Source organism: Allosalinactinospora lopnorensis (assembly GCF_000981225.1).
GTDB lineage: Bacteria > Actinomycetota > Actinomycetes > Streptosporangiales > Streptosporangiaceae > Allosalinactinospora > Allosalinactinospora lopnorensis.
The window spans coordinates 21,000-44,231 of the sequence record NZ_LAJC01000050.1; the positions used below are offsets into that span (position 1 = coordinate 21,000).

Here is a 23,232-nt window from a genome sequence, read left to right on the forward strand (position 1 = left end):
TCCACCGGCGGGTACGCCTGAGCCGCAGGCTACCGGAGGGCCGGAGAGCCGGCGGCGCGCTGCCGCATGAGCTCGGCCAGCGACTCGGCCAGGGCGACCGGATCGATGGGGTGCGTGATGACCTTGTCGGCGCGCGACCACGCGGCCAGCCAGCCGTCGTCGCGCCGTCCGATTATCAGGAGCACCGGAGGGCCCTGGAAGATCTCGTCCTTCACCTGGCGGCACACGCCCATCCCGCCGGCCGGCGTGGTCTCGCCGTCGAAGACGCAGACGTCGACGCCGAGGCTGGTGTCCTCCAGGCGCTTGAGCACTCCGGGGGCGGTGGCGCATTCCAGGAACTCGACCTTGGGGACGTCCGCGGCCGGACGGCGCCCGATGGCCAGGCGAACCTGCTCGCGCACGTCCGCGTTGTCGCTGTAGATGAGAACGCGCATCTTCGGGCTCTGCCCCACGACCTCCGAGCCGTTGTTCGCCATGCTCAACCGTCCCTCATATCGGATCATCCCCGCACGCGCGAGGCCGCCGTCCGTCCGGCACGCGGCCGTGCCGACCGCCCTGGTCGCCCGGTCTGCGGGGTTCTGCCCCGTGGCGCATCCGCCGGCGCCGAGAACAGCGCGACCGGGTACACCACATTCCGAGCTTATTGCCCTGGGACCTTCGACACGACAGGATGCCACCGACGACGCACCGGTGACCATGCCGGGTCCGCGAGACGGAGCAGGGTGGTGGAGTGATCCGGCCCCTCTGTCCCCTGCGGAGCGTGTTCGGCGCCGGACCACCGCCCCGGCCGCGATGGGCCCGCGGAGCTGCGGAAGCGCCGACCCCCGCGGGAAGCACCGGAACCGCTGGCGGATAAGATACCGCGAGCGGCCGCATGGTCCCGCGGTCGAGAGGCGGTTCAGCATCGGGGCAGGCCCTGTGTAGAGGGACCTGCAGCCACGGGTGATCCCACATCAAACGGGGGGTCGTGCAACACCCCTCGTCAGATACCGCAATAATGCTCCCGTGGCGACAGCAACCGCGAACCAAGAAACTCACCCAGCACCTATGCATGGTGCGGCTAAGCGACCTGATCTGGTGAGCGTTGGCACCATCGTGTGGTTGGCCAACGAACTCATGTTCTTTGCGGCGCTGTTCGCGATGTACTTCACCATCCGATCGGTGACCAAGGGGGATCCCGCCCTCGGCGACTGGCCGGGCGCCCACCTCAACGTTCCGTGGGCACTCGGCATCACCGTGATCCTGGTGGCCTCCAGCTTCACCGCGCAGGCCGGCGTTTGGGCCGCAGAGCGTGGTGACGTGCAGAGACTCCGTTTCTGGTTCTACGTCTCGTTCCTCATGGGCCTGACCTTCGTTCTGGGGCAGGCCTACGAGTACTACGAGCTCATCGTCCACGAGGGCCTGACCTTGCAGTCCAGCGCCTACGGATCGATGTTCTACCTCACCACGGGGTTCCACGGCCTTCACGTCATCGGTGGGTTGGTGGCGTTCCTGATCATGCTGGGACGCACGTACGCCGCGAAGCGCTTCACCCACCAGCAGGCGACCAGTGCCATCGTCGTGTCCTACTACTGGCACTTTGTCGATGTGGTCTGGATCGCTTTGTTCGCATCCATCTACTTCATCCAGTAACCCGGAACGGGGAAACCGTGAAATGGATCACCGCGCGGCGACGGCATCCCCTAGCGGGCTATGTCGTCGTCACACTCGCGCTCGCGCTCTTCGGGCTGGGGTATGCCTTCGTAGCACCCGAGACCGACAGGGCCCAGGCGCAGGAGCTCGCCGCCGAGGCTGAGAATGACGATCAGGTCGACATCGCTCAGGCAGGCAGATCTTCACCGAAAGCTGCGCGAGCTGCCACGGCCTCGACGGCAAGGGCACCGGCCAGGAGAACATCCCGGACATCACCGGCTCTGGGGGCGCAGCGATCGACTTCCAGGTGAGCACCGGTCGCATGCCGTCCATGAACCCGGATGCGCAGATGCCGCGGAAACCCCCGGTGTTCACCCAGGAGCAGATCGATGACCTGGTCGCCTACTATGAAGAGGAGATCGGTGTCGCCGGGCCGCCGGTGCCCGAGGGCGTTCCGGGGAACATGCCCCGGCGGGCCGAGTACGGGGACGAGGAATCGTACGAGGAAGCCAAGGCCGAGTATGAGGAGGCGGTCGGGGCCTACGTCCAGGGCGCCGACGACACCGCGGCGGGCGAGAAGCTCTACCTGACCAACTGCGCGCACTGCCACGGCTGGTCCGGTGGCGGCGGTGCGCTGACCGGCGGCAATTTCGCGCCCGACCTGCGCGAGGCCTCCCCGCGTCAGTTCTACGAGGCCATGGTCACCGGCCCCGGGGCGATGCCCTACTTCAACGACGAGACCATCACTCCTGATGAGAAGCAGGATCTGATCGCCCACTTCCTGACCCTGGAGAACGAGCCGAACGCCGGCGGAATCTTCGCCCTGAACCGGGTCGGCCAGGTGGCGGAAGGCTTCATCGGCTGGACCGTCGGTCTCAGCCTGATCGTGGCATGCGCGATCTGGATCACCGCGAAGCAGCGAGCCCATGACTGATAACACCACCAAACACGACACCGAGGCAGGTGCCGGACCCAATGAGCGGGTCATCGGTACCCCCTCGTCCGCCGAGAGCGACGCCATAGTCGCCGGCGCGGCGGATCCGCACCCGCAGCGCGAGCACGACGGCCCGTACCCGGCCTCCGAGACGCACAAGCACTCCGAGGAGGAGCAGCGCAGAGGCGAGAAGGTCGCCTCGCTGTGGTTCACCATCGCGTTCCTGGCCGGAGTGGGCTTCATCGTGGCTTTCTTCGTGTTCCCGCCGGAGGCCATCGCCGACCCGCAGATCGGCCAGTACTCCACCATGGCCCTGGGCGGCACCCTGGCTCTCTCGCTGTTCGGGATCGGCGCCGGGATGACCGTGTGGGCGCGCCGGGTGATGCCGCACTACGAGGTGTCCTCGCCCTACGACGAACTGCCCTCCCCGCCGGAGGAGAAGCGCTCGTTCGGCGAGTTCTTCATGAAGGGCGCCGACGAGAGCGGGTTCACCAAGCGCCCGCTGATGCGGCGCACCCTGCTCCTGGCCATGGCGCCGCTGGGGATCGCTCCCATCGTGCTGCTGCGCGACACCGGCCCACTGCCCGGCGACAAGCTGAAGCACACCATGTGGGAGCAGGGCATGCACATGGTGGCCGAGGGAACGCACCGCAGACTGCGGGCCGAGGACCTGGAGAACGAGCCGGGCGGGATGATCTCCGCGCTGCCCTACGTCGAGCCGACGCCGGAACACCCGCACGGCCTGAGCCTCAACGAGCAGGCGAAGACCTCGGTCATCCTGATCAAGATGCCGGAGAACGACTGGAAGCCCGGCATGACGCAGCAGCAGCTCAACTGGACGTACAACAACATCGTTGCCTACTCCAAGATCTGCACGCACGTCGGCTGCCCCGCGGCGCTGTACGAGCGGACCACGCACCGCATCCTGTGCCCGTGCCACCAGTCGACCTTCGACGCCGCCGACGGCGCCAAGGTCATCTTCGGGCCCGCCCACCGGCCGCTCCCCCAGCTTCCGATTTCAGTGGACGACGAGGGCTACCTCATCGCGAACGGGGACTTCCCCACCGCGGTCGGGCCTACCTTCTGGGACGCGGAGAAGGGTGACTAACCGATGAGCACGAACACGGACGCCCCTAAGGCCCTCCGCAACACCGGCAACTACATCGACGACCGGTTCCACCTGGCCAAGACCGGCGAGAAGAACCTGCGCAAGGTCTTCCCGAACCACTGGTCGTTCATGCTGGGCGAGATCGCGCTGTACTCGTTCATCATCCTGATCATCACCGGTATCTGGCTCACGCTCTGGTTCAAGCCGAGCATGGCGGAGATCGTCTACGACGGCTCCTACGAGCGGCTGAACGGTGTCGCGATGAGCGAGGCCTACGCCTCTACCCTGTACATCGACTTCGATGTCCGCGGGGGGTTCCTCATCCGGCAGATCCACCACTGGGCGGCGCTGATCTTCGTCGCCGCCCTTGTGGTGCACATGCTCCGGGTGTTCTTCACCGGCGCGTTCCGCAAGCCACGCGAGATCAACTGGCTGATCGGTATCGCGATCTTCGCGTTGGCGATGGTGGAGGGCCTCTTCGGCTACTCGCTCCCGGACGACCTGCCCTCGGGCATGGGCGTGCGCATCCTGCAGGGCGTCATCCTGGCGCTCCCGGTGATCGGAACCTACCTCAGCATGTTCCTCTTCGGCGGGGAGTTCCCCGGCGAGGACATCATCACGCGGCTGTACATGCTGCACATCCTGTTGATACCGGGGATCCTGCTGGCACTGATCGTGCTGCACGTCCTGATCCTCTGGCATCAGAAGCACACGCAGTATCCCGGGCTCGGACGCACGGACAGAAAAGTCGTCGGCACGCCGATGTTCCCCGCGTTCGCGGTCAAGGCTGGCGGGTTCTTCTTCCTCACGTTCGCCGTGACCACCGTGATGAGCGGGTTCGTGCAGGTCAACCCGATCCACCTGTTCGGCCCGTTCACCCCCACGTCCATCACCTCCGGGCTGCAGCCCGACTGGTACATGGGCTTCATGGAGGGGTCGCTGCGGATCTTCCCGAACTGGTTCGACTTCCAGATCGCCGGCTACGCGGTTCCGACCGCTGTGCTGGTCCCCGGACTGGTGATCCCCGGCCTGATCTTCGGTGCCCTTGCGGTCTGGCCGTTCATGGAGCAGTGGATCACCGGCGACAAGCGCCACCACAACGTGGGCGACCGCCCGCGCAACGCCCCGGTCCGCACCGGTCTGGGCGTGGCCGGCGTGGTCTTCTACGGGGTGCTCTGGGCGGCCGGTTCGAACGACGTTCTGGCCGAGACCTTCCATATCAGCCTCTACTGGACGACGTACTTCTTCCGGGTGGCGCTGATCGTCGGGCCGATCCTCGGCTTCATCATCGCCAAGCGCATCTGCCTGGGCCTGCAGCGGCGGGACCTGGAAACGCTGGAGCACGGCTACGAGAGCGGCATCATCCAGCAACTGCCCAGCGGCGAGTTCATCGAGGTGCATCGGGAGCCCTCCGAGGAGACGGTGAGCGTCCTGGAGAGCAAGCTGGAGCGCGAGAAGATCCTCGCGGCCCAGCGGTCGGTGACCATCGACCAGCACGGTGTCGAGTCACCGGAGTCCCGCAGCCTGGTGGGCAGGCTCCGCGCCTGGCTGTCCCACTGGTACACGAAGGACAACGTCTCCTTCGAGGGCGCCGAACTGCACCGCGGTCACCCCCCTGAGCACGAGCGGGAGGAGATCGAGCGCAGGAGACCGCCGGGAGCCGCTGAGCACCCGGGACGCGAAAGGCCCGGCCGCAGACAGTTGCGGCCGGGCCTTTGCCATGCCGGGGAACGCTTCCCCACGGGGCTCCGGGCGTCCGACCGGGCCGGCCGCCAGGTCGGTCCGCCACCCGCGGCGAGAACGAAACACCAGGCCGCCCTCAGTCGCCCACAGCACCCCTCACAGCTCCGACCGCCCCCTTTCTCCCGTGAAACACGACGAGAGCCTCAGAATCCACCTGGTGGATTCTGAGGCCCCTGCGTCGGATATGGCCCGGGTTACTCGTCGGTCTCGGCGTGCACCGAGCCCGGCGTCCCCTTGCCGTCGGTCTTGTGCGCCTCACCGGTTTCGCTGTGCTCCAGCCACTCCTCCCAGGAACGCTGGAAGAAACCCCAGCCGTTGTCGACCTCAAGCTCGCGGTCGGTGCCGTTGATGATGACCGGGTCGCCCATGAGTGATTCCTCGTAGAACCACTTGGCGTCGGAGGGCGCCATGTTGGTGCAGCCGTGGCTCTCGTTGGACTCGCCGAGCCGGTTGTTCCACGGCGCGGAGTGGGTGAACTCGCCGCTGTTGGAGATGCGGACGGCGTAGTCGACGTCCAGCTTGTAGTAGTCGGGGTGCCCCTTCGGGATGCCCACGGTCGCGGAGTCCATGACGAGGTGATCGTACTTCTCCATCGTCAGGTGGACGCCGCTGGTAGTGGTGTAGACCTCCTTCGAGGCGTCACCGTTGCTGATCGGGAACTCCTTGATCTCCTCGCCGTCGCGCTCCACGACCATGGTGTGTTCCGAATCCTCGATCGTGCTGATCATCTCCCGGCCGACCTCGAAGTTCATCTGGTGGTTCCGGGTCCCGTAGACCCCCTCGCTGGCCTCGACCCCGGCCAGCCGCAGGTCGACGGTGATCTCCTGATTGGGCTCCCAGTAGTCCTTCGGCCGGAACACCGCCATCTGATCGCCGAACCAGTTGAAGGCCCCCTCCATCCCCTCCTCGGAGGTGACCTCGATGGCGTTCTCGACCTGCTTCTTGTTCTGCACCGGCAGGTCGAAGTTGACGATGACCGGCATCCCCACACCGACGGTGTCGCCACTGGTCGGGAAGTTGGACTCCAGCTCCAGCCGTTGGCCGTCGGTGGCCGGCAGCGTGCTGAACTTGCTGACAGCCTCCGAATCCTCGCCGTTCTCGTTCTGAACGGTCGCGGTGACCGTGACATCGGCTCCCGGGAAGAGGGTCCAGTCGCTGAGCCAGACGTTCTCCTCTTCGTTGAGCGTCCCGGTCATGCCGGTGGCGTCCTCGTCGCCCTGTTCCCCTTCGTCCGGCACCTCGCCGCCGGTCTGCTCCACGTCGACGTTGGTAATGGTGGCGTCCCCGGCGTCGACGGTGATCGGCAGGTTCGGTTTGATGTCCTCGGCACCGTCCTCCGGCGAGATGTCGACCGCGACCGGCTCCCCATCGTCACCGCCGGCTCCAGCGGGGTCCGCGTCGCCGGCCCCGGAGCATGCAGCGGTCAGGACGAGAGTCAGGGTCGCCAGCCCGGCACCCAGATGACGAGAGGCCAAGGGAAATACGCTGCTGCCCTTCACGCGTGCAACCTCCAGCGTCCAGCTCGACCTACCAGCACGTGTTTCCTGCAGGTGTTCCCTATTGGACGCGTGGCCGAGCGGAAAAGTTTCGAAAAGTACGACAAGAGCGGCCGAATAAGGAGAGATCCCGGCAAGGGGGGCGGGCCGCACCAAAAGAATACCCTGGCCTATTGGTGATCTCATCACGAAATCCCCGACAGGCCAGGGTTGACTTGGTAACGGACAGTGTGGGCCAGCCCACGGCTCCGGTCTTTAGTGCTGGAATTCCCGACGGTAGTACTCGAATACCCAGCCGATAGCCGTCAGGATCACGGCGAACATACCGATGAACACCATCCACCAGCCGATGGCCACGCCAAACGCGGTAAAGGCCACGGCAAATGCGGTGAACAGCGGCCACCAGCTGTGCGGGCTGAAGAAGCCGTATTCACCGGCGTTCTCCGGGATCTCGCCGTCAAGGCGTTCCTCCGGAGCCGGACCGTGGTAGCGCTCGCTGCGCCGGGCCGCCTGCCAGAGCCAGAACCCGATCATCCAACCGAAACCGATGGAGACGATCAGGGCGACGGTGCCGGTCCACTCGATCGATCCGAGGTCCGTCCACGCCCAGTAGGCGTAAAGGGCGGCGACGAGACCGAAGAAGGTCGAAGTGCCCATAAACAGGTATGCCTGCATCTTCATGGTGAGCTCCCCCGCCTACTTCGTGCTCATCGGTCGGACTACCGCTCCGGGAGCGGCGGCGTGCGGGTTGTGCAGGTCAAAGGCAGGACGCTCCGACCGGATCCGCGGCATCGACGTGAAGTTGTGCCGCGGCGGCGGGCAGGAGGTCGCCCATTCCAGCGAGCACCCGTACTCCCACGGGTCGTCCACCTCGACCTTGGGGGCGTTCTTGTGGGTGACCCACACGTTCCAGAAGAAGATCAGGGTCGACGCCCCCAGGACGAACGAACTGATCGACGAGAGCTGGTTCATCTGCGTGAAGCCGTCTTCGGGCAGGTAGTCCGCGTAGCGGCGCGGGAAGCCCGCGGCACCCAGCCAGTGCTGCACCAGGAACGTGCCGTGGAAACCGAAGAACAGCAGCCAGAAGTGGATCTTGCCGAGCCTCTCGTCGAGCAGTTTCCCGGTGAACTTGGGCCACCAGAAGTAGAACCCGGCGAACATCGCGAAGACCACGGTGCCGAACACCACGTAGTGGAAGTGCGCCACCACGAAGTAGCTGTCGGTCACGTGGAAGTCGATCGGCGGCGACGCCAACAGCACGCCGGTAAGCCCGCCGAACAGGAATGTGACCAGGAAGCCGATCGAGAACAGCATCGGTGTGGCGAAGACGAGCTGCCCGCGCCACATCGTGCCGACCCAGTTGAAGAACTTCACACCGGTCGGAACCGCGATGAGGAAGGTCATGAACGAGAAGAACGGCAGCAGCACCGCACCGGTCGGGAACATGTGGTGCGCCCAGACCGTCACCGAGAGGCCGGCGATGGCGATCGTCGCCCCTACCAGACTCTTGTAGCCGAAGATCGGCTTGCGGCTGAACACCGGCAGGACCTCGGTCACGATACCGAAGAACGGCAGCGCGATGATGTACACCTCGGGGTGGCCGAAGAACCAGAACAGGTGCTGCCAGAGGATGGGGCCGCCGTGTTCGGGGTTGAAGACCTGGGTGCCCAGCATCCGGTCGGTTCCCAGGGCGATCAGGGCGGCGGTCAGCACCGGGAACGCGATCAGCACGAGAACACTGGTCAGCAAGGTGTTCCAGGAGAAGATCGACATCCGGAACATGGTCATGCCGGGTGCCCGCATGCACAGGCCGGTCGTGATGAAGTTGACCGCACCGAGGATGGTGCCCAGACCGCTGACGATCAGGCCGATGATCCAGAGGTCACCGCCCATGCCCGGGGAGCGGACCGCGTCGGACAGCGGGGTGTAGGCGAACCAGCCGAAGCTCGCCGCGCCTCCCGGGGTGAGGAAGCCGGCCACGACGATCAGGCCGCCGAAGAGGAACAGGTAGTAGGAGAACAGGTTGACCCTCGGGAACGCCACATCGGGCGCCCCGATCTGCAGCGGCATGATGATGTTCGAGAACCCGATGAACAGGGGGGTCGCGAACAGCAGCAGCATGATGGTGCCGTGCATGGTGAACAGCTGGTTGAACTGTTCGTGCGTCATGACCTGCATTCCCGGAGCGAAGAGCTCAAGGCGGATGAGCAGCGCCATGATCCCCGCGAACAGGAAGAAGCCGAACGAGGTGAGCAGGTACATGTACCCGATCACCTTGTGGTCGGTCGACGTCAGCCAGTTGACGATGACCGACCCTTGGCGTACGGGCCTGGATGGGGCCGCGACGCGGGTCTGGGTTTCCGTCGTCGTCATCAGTCCCGTGCCTCCTCATTGGCATCAGCGGCGGCGTCGGCCTCGGCGTCCTCCTCGCGAGCCTGCGGCTGCCCTCCTTCGCCGGCTTCCTCCACCGGCCCCGCTTCCTCCTCCGGATCGGCCGGGGCCCGCGCCTCCTGCTCGGCGGCCCAGGCGGCGTAGTCGTCCTGCTCCATGACCTCGACGTCGAACAGCATGCGGGCGTGGTCGACGCCGCAGAGCTCGGCGCACCGGCCCTCGTACTCGCCGGCGGTCCCCTCGTTCACCCTGACCTGGAACTGGTTGTCCTGGCCGGGGATGACGTCGAGCTTGAAGGTGAACGCCGGGATCCAGAAGGAGTGGATGACGTCGGGAGACGTCAGGTCGAAGTGCACGACCGACCCCTCGGGGATGACGAGCGTGGGAACGTCCCCGGGGGTGCCCACGGTGGAGAACTGGGTCTCGCCGCCGTTCTCACGCTTGTCGTCCAGGTAGTTGAACTTCCAGCTCCACTGGAAGGCGACGACCTCGATGTCGACATCGGCCGGCTCGTCGGTCTCCAACAGATAGGTCTGGTCTCGCGCGGTGAAGTAGAACAGGACCGCGATGATGACGATCGGCAGGACGGTGTAGAGCGCCTCGATGGGCATGTTGTAGCGCACCTGCGGCGGAAGCTGCTCGGAGCGCTTGCGGTGGAAGATGACCGACCAGATGATCAATCCCCACACGAGAATGCCGACCGCGAACGCCGCCACCCACGAACCTTGCCAGAGCGCGAGGACACGCTCGCCCTGTTCGGTGATCGGCTCCGGCACACCCAAACGAGCGAGCTCGTTCGACGCACAGCCGGTCGCGGCTAGCCCCAGCACGGCGAGCGCGGCGCCGCGTGGTGCCCATCGGCGCAGCGCGGAGCGCCGATTCCTATGGCGGGTCGGAATCACGGATTGCCTTCCCAGCGGTGAAGCCCGCGCTTCACGCGCGAGCAGGTCGTATATCCGAAGCTTGTCAACGGGCAACATTATCGCGAACCGCTGGAGGCCCGGTTCCCGGGGATGCCTGGTCAGCGTGTTGCTTCACGCTCATTCGCCGGAGTACGGGGCGGGGGGCACGGCGAGGGCTCCCACTCCCCTCCCGATGAGGCGCTACGCCGGCAACGCCGACCTTCGTCGGGTTCGCCCATGTCGTCCGTTCCGCTGCGAGGGCGGTCCCGCGGTCCGGCAGCACCGCGGGACCGCCCTCTACAAGCGGACTAAGGCGAGCGTATCGCTGGTTTCGCGGTGCCGTTCACCGGGTGCCGGTTAGCCATCCGGATGGGTAAAGAATGGAGTACGAGCCAGATAGGTGAGGAGAGCCAGTGCCGGAGCAGCCGCTGCTGACCATCGAGGCGATCGGCCGGAAGTGCCCGATTCCGATCATCATGCTCGCCGGGCGTATCCAGGAGGTTCCGATCGGTTCTGTCATCGCCGTCACAGCCGACGACCCCGCGGCCAAGACCGATATCCCCTCGTGGTGCCGGATGAAGATGCAGGAGTTCGTGGCGGAGGTCCCCTTGGCGCGGGGCAGCGCGTTCCACATCCGGCGCACGTACTAACGGCGCGGACTGCTCCGAACCCGGCCGGCACGGCCGAGGGGCGCGGCCGCCGTCGACGGCGGCCGCGCCCCTCGGCGCGAAACCCGGGGGTTCCTAGCGCGCGTAGAACTCGACGACGAGCTGCTCGTCGAACGGCACCGGGACCTGTTCACGCTTGGGACGGTCGACGACCGCGATGCGCAGGTCCTTGTGGCTCACGGCGAGGTAGCCGGCGATCTTCTCGTCGGCGTGCACACCCTCGGCGGCCTCGACGAAGGGGACCATGTTCCGGGACTTCTCCTGGACTCCGATGACCTGCCCCGGCTTCACACGGTAGGAGGGGATGTCGACCTTCTTGCCGTCCACCGTGATGTGGCCGTGGTTGACATACTGCCGCGCGGCATAGACCGACGGCGCGAGACCGGCCCGCAGAACGACCGTGACGAGCCGGAGCTCCAGCTCGGCGATCATCTCCTCACCAGTACGCCCGGAGCGCTTCTTGGCGTTCTCGTAGATCCGCAGAAGCTGCTTCTCCGACACGTCGTAGTACCAGCGCATCTTCTGCTTCTCGGCCTGCCGGACGGCGAAGTCGCTCGTGGAGCGGCGAACGCGGCGGCCGTGCTCACCCGGGGGGTAGGGCCGCTTCTCGAAGTAGCTGACCGCCTTACGGGTCAGCGGGGTACCGGCGCGCCGGGACAACCGCACCTTTGGTCCGGTGTAGCGCATTGATAGTCCTCCGTCTTTGAGTCTCTTGAAAAATCGGGAATCCTAGGTAAGGCTTGCCTAAGTCTAGGAGGTGTCATGCGACAGCCCAGCCCGTCCACGATCGAACGGATCCGCTCCCTTGCCTCCACGGCGACCCCCACCATGGCGGCATTGGCCGATGAACCCGGCACGCGTTTCAGCGTGCGCGGGGCGGTCGAGCATGCCGGCCGCGTGGTTCTGATGATCGATGCCGGTCATCCGCTGCACGAAGTGTTACGGACGACCCGGCACGGAACCGCCGACCTCGCAATCGGCGTCGATCTGTCCGCGCTGCGGCACGTGGGTCACACCCCTACTGTACGCGCTCGGTTGTGGTGCGAAGGCTGGATATCGGTCGTGCCCGCCGGTGAACGCCACGACGCGGCCCTGGCCGTGTGGAAGCGCGAGCCCGACAAGGAACTGCTCGCCGCGGTCGACGGCTCCGCGGCCGACGCCCCCTTGCTCGCACGGGTCGAACCCGCGAGCGTGATCTACCACACCTACGACGCCGCGGGAATCATCGACGGCGCCGACTTCCGCGCCGCCGCGCCGCACCCGCTGACCGGGCCGGCCGAGCGCATCCTGCACCACGTCAACGACTGTCACCGCGATGAGCTGAGCGCGTCACTGCGGCGACTGCCCGATGCGCCCCAGGGGGCGGCATGGATCTGGGAACTCGACTGCCACGGCGTGACGCTGTGGGTGAATCCGATCGACGGCGACCACCCGACCCTGGCCCGGGTACCGTGGAGCGCCCCCGCCACCGCTCCCTGCCAGCTCGAACGCGCACTGCACGACCTCATGGCGCACCACGATCCCGCTACCCGCCCCTGACAGAAGCCGAGGCCCCGCCGGCGCGGGCCGGCAGGGCCTCTCTCGGCGAGCGCGGACGGCTCACAGATGCGGCTGGACCTCGTTGGCGCTCTCGGCGCCATACGAGCGGGTGATCTTCTCCAGCAGGCTCTCCTTGCTCAGCTCGTACTCCTGCGGGCCGTCGACCTCCAGGCAGTGGACGGCCGTCGCGTTACCGACCTGGGCCGCGCGCTCCATCGTCAGTCCCCAGGACAGAGCCGCCAGGAACCCGGCGCGGAAGGCGTCACCGCTGCCCGTGGGGTCCACCTTCTTGTCGACCGCGGCCGCGGGAACCTGGAGCGACGGCTCGCCCTTGCGGTCGATCCGGACGCCCTTGCCACCGAGCGTGGTGATGCGCGTACCCACCCGGCCGAGGATCTCGTCCTCGCTCCAGCCGGTCTTCTGCTCGGAGAGCGCCTTCTCGTACTCGTTGGTGAACAGGTAGGTGGCGCTGTCGATCAGACCGCGGACCGCGCCGCCGTCCATGCGGGCCAGCTGCTGGGAGGGGTCGGCCGCGAACGAGATGCCGCGCTCGCGGCATTCGTTGCTGTGCCGCACCATCGCCTCAGGGTCGTTGGCGCCGATCAGCACCAGGTCCAGGCCGCCGTTCTCCTCGGCGATCGGCCCGAGCTCGATGTTGCGGGCCTCTGACATGGCGCCCGCGTAGAACGATGCGATCTGGTTGTGATCGCGGTCGGTGGTGCAGACGAAGCGCGCGGTGTGCCGCAGCTCGGAGATGTGCACGCCGGATGTGTCCACGTTGTGGCGCTCCAGCCAGGACCGGTACTCCGCGAAGTCGGCGCCCGCCGCGCCGACGAGGAGGGACCGCAGACCGAGGCGCCCCATGGCGAAGCAGATGTTCGGGGCGACACCGCCGCGCCGCACTTCCAGCTCGTCGACCAGGAACGACAACGAGACCTGCTCAACCTGGTCCGCGACGATCTGCTCGGCGAACCGTCCCTCGAAGGACATTAGGTGATCGGTGGCGATGGATCCGGTAACCGCGATGCGCACTGCGGGGGGCTCCCTTGAGTCGGTTTCTGGACGAGCCTCAAGAGTACCCAGCGGCGGTGGAGGCACCAGAGGGCGCCCTCCCCATTTCCAGCGCCGTAACCACGAAAAACGCTGTTGACGTGGTAAAACATGACGCGGGCCCGTGCGGTGCGTACCACACGGGCCTGACACGTCGCCGCGGAAGCCGAAACACCGGTGACGGTGCTGCTTCCGGTAGTTCTAGTTGAAGGAATCCCCGCAGGCGCAGGACCCGGTCGCGTTGGGATTGTCGATGGTGAAGCCCTGCTTCTCGATCGTGTCCACGAAGTCGATCGTGGCACCCACGAGGTAGGGGGCGCTCATCCGGTCGGTGACCACCTCGACACCGCCGAACTCGGCCACCACATCGCCATCAAGCTCGCGCTCGTCGAAAAACAGCTGATACCGCAACCCCGAGCACCCACCCGGCTGGACGGCGACACGGAGCCGGAGGTCGTCCCGCCCCTCTTGTTCAAGGAGGCCCTTGACCTTGCTCGATGCCTCGTCAGTCAGGATGACCCCCTGCGCGGTGGCCTCGCTCTGAACCGTCATGTGCTAAATCCTCCAAAACGGGGTGCCGGCCGCCACTGCGGCCTGGTCGGGCGTCGGTCTCTCAACACCGAAGCCCCGCCCTTCATTCCTGCCAGTAGCGGAACGCGCATTGGTGCTGCCCTCCAGACTAGGTCGTCCGGCCCGATGTCGCCATTACGCGCGGCGCCGGACACCGGGCTCCGGTCACCGGTGCCAGCGCCGGGCCACGTCCGCGGCGAGTTTGCGCAGCTCCTCCGCCGAGTTGGTGAGCGCGGCCTCGACCGACCCCGCTGACTCCACGAGGGAGTAGGTCTCGGTGATGCCCGCGGCGGCGACCTCCTGGCGCCCCACAGAGACGACCCCGGCGGTCACCACACAGGGAACGCCGTGCTCGGCGGCGGTGCGGGCCACGCCGTGCGGGAGCTTGCCGCGCAGCGACTGCGAGTCGAACGAGCCCTCACCGGTGATGAGCAGGTCGGCCGAGGCGGCCTTGGCGGCGAGGTCCACGGCGCTCAGGATCCGGGCCACACCCGACTCCACGGCACCACCCAGAAGCAGCAGCCCGTAGCCCAGTCCGCCCGCGGCGCCCGCTCCCGGGCTGTCCCGCAGGGCACTGGAGGGGTCGGTGGCGTCGGCGAACGCGGTGAGGGCCGCGTCCAAGCGCTGCACCTGATCGTCATCGGCACCTTTCTGCGGGCCGAACACCGCGCTCGCACCGTGCAGTCCCAGCAGCGGATTGTCGACGTCGGTGGCCGCGACCAGCCGGACCCCCTCGACCGCGCGGCGCGCGGGTGCCAGGTCGACCGGGCCGGGCAGGGAGGCGAGAGCCGCGCCGCCCGCGTCCAGGGCGCTCTCCGGTACGGCCCCCAGAGCGGCCAGCATTCCGGCGCCGCCGTCGTTGGTGGCGCTGCCGCCAAGGCCGACGACGATGGTACGGGCACCCTCGGCAACGGCATGGCCGACCAGCTCCCCCACTCCGCGGCTGGTGGCGCGCAACGGGTCGCGCTCCGTTTCCGCGAGCAGGTGCAGGCCGCACGCCTGGGCGCTCTCGATGTAGCGGTCTCGCCGTCCAGCAGGTAGTCGGCCCGGACAGGCGCGCCCAGCGGACCGCTGACCTCCCGGCCGAGGATCTTCCCGCCGAGGGCGGTGTGCAGCACCTCGACGAACCCTGGGCCGCCGTCGGAGAGAGGGATGAGCTCGGTCTCGGCCTCGGGCTGCACGCGCCGCCAGCCGTCGGCGATGGCCTGCGCGGCTTCTATCGCGCTGAGAGTGCCGGCGAACTTGTCCGGAGCAATAACGATACGCACGCCACCAGTGTGCCCGGCGGTGCCCGCCACGGCTAGGCACTGACCAAGAATCATCCGTTTAACGAGATTTCAATTTCGCATCACGGAATTATAGATGCGATCTGCTCTTCACAGCGACAGCACCGACAACCAGCGCCCCCAGAGCGACCGATCCCCCGTGAGCGTGCAGCCGTGCGCCTCCTCTCCCGGCCCCCCGAGCGGGCGACGGCGGTAGACCACCAGCGCCAACTCCCCGGCCGACCCGGACAGTGTCGATACGGCGGGTTCGTCGTCGTCGGCGGCGTGCCGCACACCGAAGCCGTCGGGACCGATCTCGATGCGCCAGTGCACGTCGACGTCCGTCGCGGCCAGCGCGAGCGCCTCGCCGCCACCGCGCAACTCCGCCATCCGGGACTCGAAGCGCGGCGCGGCCAGGTTGCTGAAGAACTCGTCGATGGTGTCGACGGCCAGCCGGGAGTCGACGGCGACGGGGGCGCCGACCGTCAGTTCGGCGTCGACGCGGTGGATCAGGGTCTCGTGCAGTATCCGCCTGGGCCAGAAACGCGCATGCTGGTCGGGCCCCCAGGCCCACACTGGAGTGTCGGGATCGACCTCCCGCAGGGCGTCCTCCAGCTCGGCCGTCCCCGCGGAGAGCCACGCTGGGTAGTCGGCGGTGTCCGCGGGCGCCTCTATCGGCAGCGACCGCGGATCGAGCCTCTCGGTGCTTTTCGTCCGGACCAGCGCGGCGCACCAGCGGTGTACCCGCGCCACGTGCCGCACCAGCTTTGCCAGCGTCCACTCAGGGCAGGTCACAACGGTAGCGGCAGGGTCGCCTTTCGCGATCACCTCGGCCATCAGGGCGATCTCGGCGGCGGTGGCGTCGAGGTAGGCGTCATGGCCGAGCCGGTGGCAGGTGTCGGGCGGGGCTTCGGACACGGGGGAGCCTCCTGGATGTCGAGGATTGCCTCTGGCCTGCGGGGGCGCGGTGTCCGGAGGTCATATGCCGGGGCCCCGTAGACGGGGAACCAGCGGGACTTGTCCTTCTCCACCGCGAGATCGTTGCCGACAGCCGCTTCGATCTGCAGTTCCAGCGCGTTGTCCCGGCGCTGGCCGCCGAGCGGCGCGAAGGGGTAGAACGTGCCGCGCTTGTACAGGTAAACGAGGGCGAACCGGCGATCGCGGTCGTCGGTGAACGTGACCAGCGAGCACAGCAGCGACGGGCCGAACCCGGCGTGCTCCAGGGTCGAGTTGACGGCGTGGATGTCAGTGACGAGGCCGCTGATGTCCGCGCTGTCCGTCGCCGGGCTGTGCAGCATCAGCCACGTGTATCCGTAGTCGTCGTTCCTCGGTTCCACCTTCGGGCCGTTGTCGGCGTTGAGCAGTTCGGTGACCTCGCTCTGCAGGCTCGCGAACGCCTGCCCCTCGGCTGCCCGGAACGCCACCGAACCGGTGCCCGTCGGGCGGAACCCGGCCGTCGCCTGCAGCGTGATGGCTGCCGATGGCAGCCCGAAGAGCTGGTCGAGATCGGGCTTGACCGGCTTTGAGCGGCCAAGCAAGGCCCGGAGGAAACCCACAGTGGCGCCCCTTCGCTATCGGCCGGCGGAAACCGGCGTGTTCTGGAGCTCTGGGGCGAGCCTACGCCCCCTGGCCCAGCTGGCGGGAGATCCCGGCGAGCTGTTCCAGGCGCTGTTCGACGGGCGGATGCGTGGCGAACAGCTGGCTGAGGCTGACTCCCTGCTTCTTGGAGAACGCGGGAGTGAAGAAGAACGCGTTGAACGGCTCGACCTGGCGCAGGTCCCGGGTGGGGATCCGGGCCATGTCTCCGGTGATCTTGGTGAGCGCGCTGCCGAGGGAGGACGGCCGGCCGGTGAGGAAGGCCGCCGCGCGGTCCGCTGACAGCTCCCGGTAGCGCGAGAGCAGCCGGGTCAGCAGGAAGCTCAGCACCCACACGATGACGCTGACGGCCACGACCCCCAGCGCGATCACCGCCGGAGCCGGCCCATTGTTGCTCCGCCCGCCGCCGAACGCCACGAACCGCAGGCCGACCTGGGTGAGGAAGCCGGCGATGATGCCCAGGAATCCGGCGATGGTCATCACCGTGACATCGCGGTGGGCCACGTGGGAGAGCTCGTGCGCGAGCACCGCCTCCAGTTCCTGGTTCTCCAGCCGGCGCAGGAGGCCGGTGGTGGCGCAGACCACGGTGTTCCTCTGGTTGTGGCCGGCGGCGAAGGCGTTGGGCACGTCGGTGTCGGCGATGGCCACCTTGGGCTTGGGCATGTCCGCCATGGCGCACAGCCGGTCGACGACCGCGTGCAACTGGGGCGCCTGCTCGGGCGACACCTCTCGCGCACCCATGGAGAACATCGCGACCTTGTCCGAGGAGAAGTACTGGAATAGCGCGAACCCGACCACGATCAGGGCGACCAGCCACCACGGCATACCGACCAGGATCAGCGCGATGATGAACACCACGTACAGGATGCCCAGCAAAGACATCGTTAGCAGCATGCGGGTGGTCAGCCCGCGGTCGGGAATGAACTTCGAGCCTGCCACAGTGCCACAGCCTTTCGCCGAAGAATCCCGCGGTGGTTCAGCAGGAACTGAACCTGCCTGGGATCTCAGTCTAGTTAGGCTGCTCTGACTTCTGGTAAAACGCGTACGGGAATCCCCGCATCCGCTGACCGGAGAAACGCGCGGCGGCCGCCATGAACCTGTCATGGCGGCCGCCGCGAACCGCGTTGCCCGCATCGCCGAACCGGCCGGCGTCTTGCCCGGAACCAGGGGTCAGGCCAGGTCGGGGATCAGCCCTTCGTCGCTGAGCATGGCACGGACCTCGTCCATGCTGGCGCCGGCGTGCGGAAGGATGAACTGCGACGGCTCCAGGGAGTCCGCTGGGAGCGGCTTTCCGTCCTCGCGCACCTTCTCCAGAAGGTCGTGCAGAGCCCGCCGGAACGCCTCCTCGTCACCCTTCTCGATCGCCTGCTCAAGGGTCCGGTCGGATTCCTGGAGGAGGTCGAAGTCGGCCTCGGACAGGTCGACCTGGCCCTCGCCCATGATCCGGACAATCATGTGCCCTCCCCCTGACGGTTGGGCTGGACCTGGTCACCGGATCCGGTCGAGCCGCTGCCGCCCTCGATCTGCTGCGTGGTGCCGCTGCTGCCCTCGCCCAGCTCCTGCTTCATCTTCTCCAGCTCCAGCTCGACGCCGCTGCTGCTGGCCATGCGGTCGAGCTCGGACTGGATGTCGTCCTTCGAGGAGCCGGTGACGTCGTCGAGCGCACCGGATTCGAGGAGCTCGTCGACCGCTCCCGCGCGAGCCTGCATCTCCGAGGTCTTGTCCTCGGCGCGCTGCACAGCCATGCCGACGTCGCCCATCTCCTCCGAGATTCCCGAGAAGGCCTCGCTGATCTGGGACTGGGCCTGGGCGGCGGTGTACGTGGCCTTGATGGTCTCCTTCCGTGTCCGGAAGGAATCCACCTTGGCCTGCAGGCGCTGGGCCGCGAGCGTCAGCTTCTGCTCCTCGCTCTGCAGCTGCTCGTGCTGCTCCTTGAGGCCGTCGACCTGGGACTGCAGACCGGAGCGACGGGTGAGCGCCTCACGCGCGAGGTCCTCTCTCCCCTGCTGAAGAGCCGCGCGGCTCTGGTTCTCCAGTTTGCCGGACTGCTGTTCCAGCTGCTGGATCTGAAGCTCGACCCGCTTGCGCGAGGTAGCGACGTCGGCCACTCCGCGCCGGACCTTCTGCAGCAGTTCCAGCTGCTTTTGATACGAGTAGTCGAGGGTTTCACGCGGGTCCTCGACGGAGTCCAGGGCCTTGTTGGCCTTGGACTTGAAAACCATGGAAAGTCGCTGAAACACGCTCATCAGCGTGGCCGTCCCCTTCTCGGTCCGTACATCGGCTGTTCCCAGCGGGCGCTTTACCTAACACTACGCGCTATGGCGAGAGGTCGCCATGAAGCGTGGACCGGCTACCCTGAACGATGTGTTCCGACGTCGCTCCGCTTCCGCATCCGAAGAGCCTGCCGTGACCAGCTCTGCCAGTTCTGAGACTCCTCAACCTAAGGGATACACCCCCAAAAAGGGGCAACCCACTCCTAAACGTAGTGAGGCCGAAAAGGGCCTGCGCCGCCCCCTCAACGCTCCCCAGACGCGCAGGGAGGCCTACCGGCAGTACCGGGAGAGGCGCTCGCGCGAATCACAGCGCGCGGCCCAGCGCAGTGGCGCCCGCAAGGGTGAGGAGCAGACCTTCCGCCCCCAGGACCTCGGACCGGTGCGCGCCTACGCCCGGGACTTCGTGGACTCCCGTCGCAGCGTCAGCGAGTTCTTCCTGTACTTCTCACTGGCGATCATCCTGCTGCTCTTCGTCCCCATGCCCGAACTGCAGCTCGGTGTCACCTACATCGTGTGGCCCGCGATGATGGTGAGCATCGTGGCCGAGGGCATCTACGTCAGCAACCGGATCAAGCGGGACGTCCGCCGGTACTTCCCCGACGAGGAAACCCGCGGGGTCGGCTTCTACGCGGCGATGCGCCAGCTGCAGATCCGCAAGCTGCGGCTGCCCAAGCCGAGGGTGCGGGTGGGCGAGTCCATCATCCCCGCGAACAGGTGAGACCGCGGTCGGCCCTGCCCGCGGCGCTAGGCTGCCGGGCATGGACTTCCGTCATCTTGGCAACAGCGGACTCGTCGTCAGTGAGATCTCCTATGGCAACTGGATCACTCACGGCTCCCAGATCGAGGAGGACGCCGCGGTCGCGTGCGTGCGCGCGGCGCTGGACGAGGGCATCACGACCTTCGACACCGCCGACGTCTACGCGCACGGCCGTGCCGAGGAGGTGCTCGGCACGGCGCTGAAGGGCGAGCGGCGCGACGGACTGGAGATCTTCTCGAAGGTCTTCTGGCCGATGGGCTCCGGCAAGAACGACCGCGGCCTCTCCCGCAAGCACATCGTGCGCGGCGTGGAGGACTCGCTGCGCCGGCTGGGCACCGACTACCTGGACCTCTACCAGGCGCACCGTTTCGACTACCACACGCCGCTGGAAGAGACCCTGCGCGCCTTCGACGACCTCGTGCGCCAGGGCAAGGTCTGCTACATCGGTGTCTCGGAGTGGCGCGCCGAGCAGATCGAGCAGGCCGTGCGTCTCGCCGATGAGATGGGGCTGGACCGGATCGTCTCCAACCAGCCGCAGTACAACATGCTGTGGCGGGTGATCGAGTCCGAGATCGTCCCCGTGTGCGAACGCGAGGGCGTCGGCCAGATCGTGTGGTCCCCGATCGCGCAGGGCGTGCTCACCGGAAAGTACAAGCCGGGCCAGGCCGCCCCTGAAGGCTCGCGCGCCGCCCACCACAGCGGTGGCGGCCACCTCCTGGGGAACGTGGAAGACCGGGAACTGCTGCGCCGGGTACAGAAACTGGAACCGCTGGCCGAGGAGACCGGTCTGAACACGGCCCAGATGGCGGTGGCCTGGGTGCTGCAGAACTCCAACGTGTCCTCGGCCATCATCGGGGCCTCCCGCCCCGAACAGGTGCACGACAACGCTCGCGCCGCCGGTACGCGGCTCGATGCCGAGCTGCTGCGCCGCGTCGACGAGGTGCTCGGCGACGCCGTGCACCGTGACCCCGCGCTGACGGTCAGCCCGGCGGAGCGTCCCTGATCCGGAGCCGGCCGCCGCGAGCGCCCCGTTCGTACGGCGAGGGACCGCCGAGCGGGGCGCCCACGACGCAAAGGAGGCGCGGGCGGTTTCGGCGCTAATCGTCCTCGTGCAGGCTCATGGAGTACACAGGACGCTCGTCCTCCAGCAAGGTGACCTGATCGGTCCCCGCCTCCACGAGCTCGCGCCAGGTCTCACCGAGCCAGCTCTCCGCATCGCCGCGCGAGGGAAACAGCTCGCCGGGCAGCGCGTCGTCGTCCAGCACCGTCCCGTCGGCCGTCTCGTACCGCCAGCTCCATGCCATGGCGCACCTCTCCCGCGATCGCCGCTCGGTCATGTCGAGCGTATCGGTATCACCTCGGTTCATGTTGTTAACTGGCAGGCGTGCGAATCCGACTTTCGGGAACCTCCGGCCCGGCCGGCTGGCCCGCCCCCAACTGCCGGTGCGCTTCGTGCAACCGCGCGGTTGAGAACCGGCGGCTGCCGGTACGGGTGACGGTCGACGAGACGTTCACACTCCGCGGTCCCCGCGCGGGGACCGCCACACCGCCCCCGAAGGGTACCGGGTCGCCGACACCGCCTACGGCACCTGGGTGGAAGGCCCCGGGGGCGGCAGACTGCTCTACGCCCACCCCGACGCACCGGCCGATCCGCTCGGCAAGGGCGGCGGCAGGGACTCCTCCGGTGCGCCGCAGCACCAGGTCGACGTGGCGATCGTGGACATCGTGGAGTCCCCCTCGACGGTCGGCGCGCTGCGCCGCGCCGGGGTTGCGGGCACCACCACCGCGGTCGTCGCGGTCGGCGGCGACCACCGCGTGCACTCTCCCGAGGAGTTCGCACGCCGGGCCCGGCTGTGGGGTGCGTCCTGCCCCTCCGACGGCCAGGAACTGCTGTGCCCTCCGGCGGTCTGGCCTCCCGGCCGGATCCAGGGCCCACACCGGGTACTGGTGACCGGAGGCGCCCGATCCGGCAAGTCGACCGAGGCCGAGCTGCGGCTCCTCGGGGAAAGCGAGATCACCTACCTGGCGACCGGCCCCGCGGCCGGCGGCGATGACGCCTGGGACCGCCGTGTCAAAGCGCACCAGGAGCGCCGCCCCTGGTGGTGGAGGACCGAGGAGACCCTGGAGGCGGCCGGGGTCCTGGAGCGGACTTCGGGCGCGGTGCTCTTCGACTGCGTCGGGACCTGGCTCGCCGGGACGATGGACGCCTGCGGCATGTGGAGGATCCGCCGCGTCCCGGCGCCGAAGAGACGCTGTCCGCCCGCGTCGACGAACTCGTGGAGGCGTGGCGGCGCTCCCCCGCCTATGTCGTGGCGGTGACCAACGAGGTGGGCTCCGGTGTGGTCCCGCCGACGCCCAGCGGCGGCCTGTTCCGCGACCAGATGGGCCGGCTGAACCAGCTCCTGGCGGCCGAATCGGAGGAGGTCATACTGGTCACCGCCGGACGCGTGCTGGAGCTGCCTTGACCGCCGGCCCCCGGATGCTCGCGCGCGACGCCGCCGACGGGCTGCGCATGGCGGGCGGCACCTTCACGGTCGTCCCGGTACGGGCGGCCCGTATCGACCGGGGCGTCGCCGGCTGGGCGATGGCACTGGCCCCCCTCATAGGGACCGCCCTCGGAGCGCTCGCGGCGCTGCTGCTGGTGCTCGCCGGAGCGGTGGGACTCGGTCCGCTCCCGGCCTCGGCGCTGGCCGTGGGACTCCTGGCGGTGCTCACGCGCGGCCTGCACCTGGACGGGCTGGCCGACCTGGCGGACGGCCTGGGCAGTGCCCGCCCGGCCGCGGGGGCACTGGACATCATGCGCCGCTCCGACATCGGGCCGTTCGGCGTCATCACCCTGGTGCTGAGCGTACTCATCCAGGTGCTGGCGCTGGGTGAACTGGCCTCGGCGTCCCCGGTGGCGGGGGCGGCCGGTCTGGTCACCGCCGTCATCGCCGGCCGGCTCGCCATCACCTGTGCCTGCACCCCCAGGATCCCCGCAGCCCGCCCGGATGGGCTGGGGTCGCTCGTCGCCCGGTCGGTCCACTACTGGGCGGCGGCCGCGGCCTCCGCCGGAACGGGGCTGGCCGCGCTCGGCGGTCTGGCGCACGGCGCCGGCTTCGCGCTCGCCTGCCTGCTGGCCGTCGCGGCGGGCCTGGCCGCGGCGGGCCTCCTGCTGCGGCACGCGGTCAGCCGCCTGGGCGGGATCACCGGTGACGTCCTGGGCGCGCTGTCCGAGACCGCCACGGCCACCGCCCTGGTGGTCATGGCGGCGGCGGTCTGATGCACCGGCGCCGGCCGGGCCGGAACGGCGCCGGTGACGCGGCCGC

22 protein-coding genes and 3 pseudogenes are annotated in these 23,232 nt (G+C 67.9%); 10 read left to right on the forward strand and 15 right to left on the reverse strand.

What is annotated here, in order from left to right; translation table 11 throughout:
• Positions 1-29: 29 nt before the first annotated feature.
• The gene (locus VS93_RS17700) at positions 30-476 is read right to left on the reverse strand and encodes a DNA-binding transcriptional response regulator (RefSeq protein WP_046471023.1); all 447 of its coding nucleotides are present in this window, start codon (positions 474-476) and stop codon (positions 30-32) included.
• Between the two features lie 571 nt (positions 477-1,047).
• Here VS93_RS17700 and ctaE point away from each other — a divergent pair.
• The 4 genes from ctaE (at position 1,048) to qcrB (ending at position 5,585) form a co-directional block, all read left to right on the forward strand.
• Positions 1,048-1,632: an aa3-type cytochrome oxidase subunit III gene (ctaE, locus tag VS93_RS17705; RefSeq protein ID WP_082126975.1), complete on the forward strand. Its 585-nt coding sequence runs from the start codon at positions 1,048-1,050 to the stop codon at positions 1,630-1,632.
• Positions 1,633-1,831: 199 nt separating this feature from the next.
• Positions 1,832-2,566, forward strand: coding sequence for a cytochrome bc1 complex diheme cytochrome c subunit (gene qcrC / locus VS93_RS17710; protein ID WP_449353795.1), 735 nt, complete (start codon positions 1,832-1,834; stop codon positions 2,564-2,566).
• Complete coding sequence (qcrA, locus tag VS93_RS17715; protein ID WP_046471024.1) at positions 2,559-3,674, forward strand: cytochrome bc1 complex Rieske iron-sulfur subunit; 1,116 nt, start codon at positions 2,559-2,561, stop codon at positions 3,672-3,674. Before qcrC ends, qcrA begins: the two co-directional genes overlap by 8 nt.
• A 3-nt stretch (positions 3,675-3,677) precedes the next feature.
• Positions 3,678-5,585, forward strand: a complete 1,908-nt coding sequence (gene qcrB, locus VS93_RS17720) for a cytochrome bc1 complex cytochrome b subunit (RefSeq protein WP_236700600.1) — start codon at positions 3,678-3,680, stop codon at positions 5,583-5,585.
• 26 nt (positions 5,586-5,611) lie between these two features.
• Here qcrB and VS93_RS17725 read toward each other — a convergent pair whose 3' ends face one another.
• From VS93_RS17725 to ctaC, 4 genes are all read right to left on the reverse strand, one after another.
• Complete coding sequence (locus VS93_RS17725) at positions 5,612-6,892, reverse strand: L,D-transpeptidase (RefSeq protein WP_046471025.1); 1,281 nt, start codon at positions 6,890-6,892, stop codon at positions 5,612-5,614.
• Between the two features lie 276 nt (positions 6,893-7,168).
• Positions 7,169-7,594 (reverse strand): cytochrome c oxidase subunit 4, encoded by a 426-nt coding sequence (locus tag VS93_RS17730; protein WP_046471026.1) that lies wholly within the window; start codon positions 7,592-7,594, stop codon positions 7,169-7,171.
• A 15-nt stretch (positions 7,595-7,609) separates the two neighbouring features.
• Positions 7,610-9,286: an aa3-type cytochrome oxidase subunit I gene (ctaD, locus tag VS93_RS17735; protein WP_046471027.1), complete on the reverse strand. Its 1,677-nt coding sequence runs from the start codon at positions 9,284-9,286 to the stop codon at positions 7,610-7,612.
• Entirely contained in the window at positions 9,286-10,206 is a 921-nt protein-coding gene (gene ctaC / locus VS93_RS17740) for an aa3-type cytochrome oxidase subunit II (RefSeq protein ID WP_449353794.1), read from the reverse strand. Before ctaC ends, ctaD begins: the two co-directional genes overlap by 1 nt.
• Before the next feature lie 413 nt (positions 10,207-10,619).
• Here ctaC and VS93_RS17745 point away from each other — a divergent pair, with 413 nt between their 5' ends.
• The gene (locus VS93_RS17745) at positions 10,620-10,856 is read left to right on the forward strand and encodes a sulfurtransferase TusA family protein (protein WP_046471028.1); all 237 of its coding nucleotides are present in this window, start codon (positions 10,620-10,622) and stop codon (positions 10,854-10,856) included.
• Between the two features lie 93 nt (positions 10,857-10,949).
• On the opposite strand, the gene rpsD is transcribed toward VS93_RS17745, so the two are convergent.
• Positions 10,950-11,561 carry a 30S ribosomal protein S4 gene (gene rpsD, locus VS93_RS17750; RefSeq protein WP_046471029.1) on the reverse strand — a complete coding sequence of 204 codons (612 nt, stop codon included), beginning with the start codon at positions 11,559-11,561 and terminating at the stop codon, positions 10,950-10,952.
• A 75-nt stretch (positions 11,562-11,636) separates the two neighbouring features.
• Here rpsD and VS93_RS17755 point away from each other — a divergent pair, with 75 nt between their 5' ends.
• A complete protein-coding gene (locus VS93_RS17755; protein WP_046471030.1) occupies positions 11,637-12,413 on the forward strand; it encodes a DUF2470 domain-containing protein in 777 nt (258 codons plus the stop codon).
• 60 nt (positions 12,414-12,473) lie between these two features.
• Here the strand turns inward: VS93_RS17755 and VS93_RS17760 are convergent, their stop codons facing one another.
• The 8 genes and pseudogenes from VS93_RS17760 to VS93_RS17795 form a co-directional block, all read right to left on the reverse strand.
• Positions 12,474-13,445 (reverse strand): carbohydrate kinase family protein, encoded by a 972-nt coding sequence (locus VS93_RS17760; RefSeq protein ID WP_046471031.1) that lies wholly within the window; start codon positions 13,443-13,445, stop codon positions 12,474-12,476.
• A gap of 219 nt (positions 13,446-13,664) precedes the next feature.
• The gene (locus VS93_RS17765) at positions 13,665-14,015 is read right to left on the reverse strand and encodes a HesB/IscA family protein (protein WP_046471032.1); all 351 of its coding nucleotides are present in this window, start codon (positions 14,013-14,015) and stop codon (positions 13,665-13,667) included.
• A gap of 183 nt (positions 14,016-14,198) precedes the next feature.
• A pseudogene (locus VS93_RS17770) lies at positions 14,199-15,301 on the reverse strand (glycerate kinase family protein).
• Between the two features lie 108 nt (positions 15,302-15,409).
• Positions 15,410-16,216: a maleylpyruvate isomerase family mycothiol-dependent enzyme gene (locus VS93_RS17775; protein WP_052745828.1), complete on the reverse strand. Its 807-nt coding sequence runs from the start codon at positions 16,214-16,216 to the stop codon at positions 15,410-15,412.
• Between the two features lie 68 nt (positions 16,217-16,284).
• Positions 16,285-16,854, reverse strand: a pseudogene (gene pspAB, locus VS93_RS17780) (PspA-associated protein PspAB); the annotation flags it as partial.
• A 61-nt stretch (positions 16,855-16,915) separates the two neighbouring features.
• Positions 16,916-17,833 carry a zinc metalloprotease HtpX gene (gene htpX / locus VS93_RS17785; RefSeq protein ID WP_046471033.1) on the reverse strand — a complete coding sequence of 306 codons (918 nt, stop codon included), beginning with the start codon at positions 17,831-17,833 and terminating at the stop codon, positions 16,916-16,918.
• 231 nt (positions 17,834-18,064) lie between these two features.
• Positions 18,065-18,349, reverse strand: coding sequence for a PspA-associated protein PspAA (gene pspAA, locus VS93_RS17790; protein WP_046471034.1), 285 nt, complete (start codon positions 18,347-18,349; stop codon positions 18,065-18,067).
• Complete coding sequence (locus tag VS93_RS17795) at positions 18,346-19,140, reverse strand: PspA/IM30 family protein (RefSeq protein WP_082126977.1); 795 nt, start codon at positions 19,138-19,140, stop codon at positions 18,346-18,348. The genes pspAA and VS93_RS17795 overlap by 4 nt, the downstream gene beginning before the upstream one ends.
• A 160-nt stretch (positions 19,141-19,300) precedes the next feature.
• On the opposite strand from VS93_RS17795, the gene VS93_RS17800 reads away from it, so the two are divergent.
• Together VS93_RS17800 and VS93_RS17805 are read left to right on the forward strand one after the other, a co-directional pair.
• Positions 19,301-19,885, forward strand: a complete 585-nt coding sequence (locus VS93_RS17800; protein WP_236700601.1) for a DUF3043 domain-containing protein — start codon at positions 19,301-19,303, stop codon at positions 19,883-19,885.
• A 40-nt stretch (positions 19,886-19,925) separates the two neighbouring features.
• The gene (locus VS93_RS17805; RefSeq protein WP_046471036.1) at positions 19,926-20,927 is read left to right on the forward strand and encodes an aldo/keto reductase family protein; all 1,002 of its coding nucleotides are present in this window, start codon (positions 19,926-19,928) and stop codon (positions 20,925-20,927) included.
• A 94-nt stretch (positions 20,928-21,021) separates the two neighbouring features.
• Here VS93_RS17805 and VS93_RS17810 read toward each other — a convergent pair whose 3' ends face one another.
• Positions 21,022-21,228: a hypothetical protein gene (locus VS93_RS17810; RefSeq protein WP_046471045.1), complete on the reverse strand. Its 207-nt coding sequence runs from the start codon at positions 21,226-21,228 to the stop codon at positions 21,022-21,024.
• Positions 21,229-21,416: 188 nt separating this feature from the next.
• Between VS93_RS17810 and VS93_RS17815 the strand changes: the two are divergent.
• Both VS93_RS17815 and VS93_RS17820 read left to right on the forward strand, forming a co-directional pair.
• Positions 21,417-22,389: pseudogene (locus tag VS93_RS17815) on the forward strand (bifunctional adenosylcobinamide kinase/adenosylcobinamide-phosphate guanylyltransferase).
• A gap of 14 nt (positions 22,390-22,403) precedes the next feature.
• The gene (locus VS93_RS17820; protein ID WP_046471037.1) at positions 22,404-23,186 is read left to right on the forward strand and encodes an adenosylcobinamide-GDP ribazoletransferase; all 783 of its coding nucleotides are present in this window, start codon (positions 22,404-22,406) and stop codon (positions 23,184-23,186) included.
• Positions 23,187-23,232: the final 46 nt, after the last annotated feature.

Bases quoted from the DNA above. Each gene is read 5' to 3' on its own strand.
- VS93_RS17730 (WP_046471026.1), bottom strand. From the start codon at position 7,594: ATGAAGATGCAGGCATACCTGTTTATGGGCACTTCGACCTTCTTCGGT.
- VS93_RS17810 (WP_046471045.1), bottom strand. From the start codon at position 21,228: ATGGCATGGAGCTGGCGGTACGAGACGGCCGACGGGACGGTGCTGGAC.
- pspAA (WP_046471034.1), bottom strand. From the start codon at position 18,349: ATGATTGTCCGGATCATGGGCGAGGGCCAGGTCGACCTGTCCGAGGCC.
- rpsD (WP_046471029.1), bottom strand. From the start codon at position 11,561: ATGCGCTACACCGGACCAAAGGTGCGGTTGTCCCGGCGCGCCGGTACC.
- VS93_RS17795 (WP_082126977.1), bottom strand. From the start codon at position 19,140: ATGAGCGTGTTTCAGCGACTTTCCATGGTTTTCAAGTCCAAGGCCAAC.
- VS93_RS17820 (WP_046471037.1), top strand. From the start codon at position 22,404: ATGCTCGCGCGCGACGCCGCCGACGGGCTGCGCATGGCGGGCGGCACC.
- qcrB (WP_236700600.1), top strand. From the start codon at position 3,678: ATGAGCACGAACACGGACGCCCCTAAGGCCCTCCGCAACACCGGCAAC.
- qcrA (WP_046471024.1), top strand. From the start codon at position 2,559: ATGACTGATAACACCACCAAACACGACACCGAGGCAGGTGCCGGACCC.
- VS93_RS17700 (WP_046471023.1), bottom strand. From the start codon at position 476: ATGGCGAACAACGGCTCGGAGGTCGTGGGGCAGAGCCCGAAGATGCGC.
- VS93_RS17805 (WP_046471036.1), top strand. From the start codon at position 19,926: ATGGACTTCCGTCATCTTGGCAACAGCGGACTCGTCGTCAGTGAGATC.
- ctaE (WP_082126975.1), top strand. From the start codon at position 1,048: ATGCATGGTGCGGCTAAGCGACCTGATCTGGTGAGCGTTGGCACCATC.
- VS93_RS17765 (WP_046471032.1), bottom strand. From the start codon at position 14,015: ATGACGGTTCAGAGCGAGGCCACCGCGCAGGGGGTCATCCTGACTGAC.
- VS93_RS17755 (WP_046471030.1), top strand. From the start codon at position 11,637: ATGCGACAGCCCAGCCCGTCCACGATCGAACGGATCCGCTCCCTTGCC.
- ctaD (WP_046471027.1), bottom strand. From the start codon at position 9,286: ATGACGACGACGGAAACCCAGACCCGCGTCGCGGCCCCATCCAGGCCC.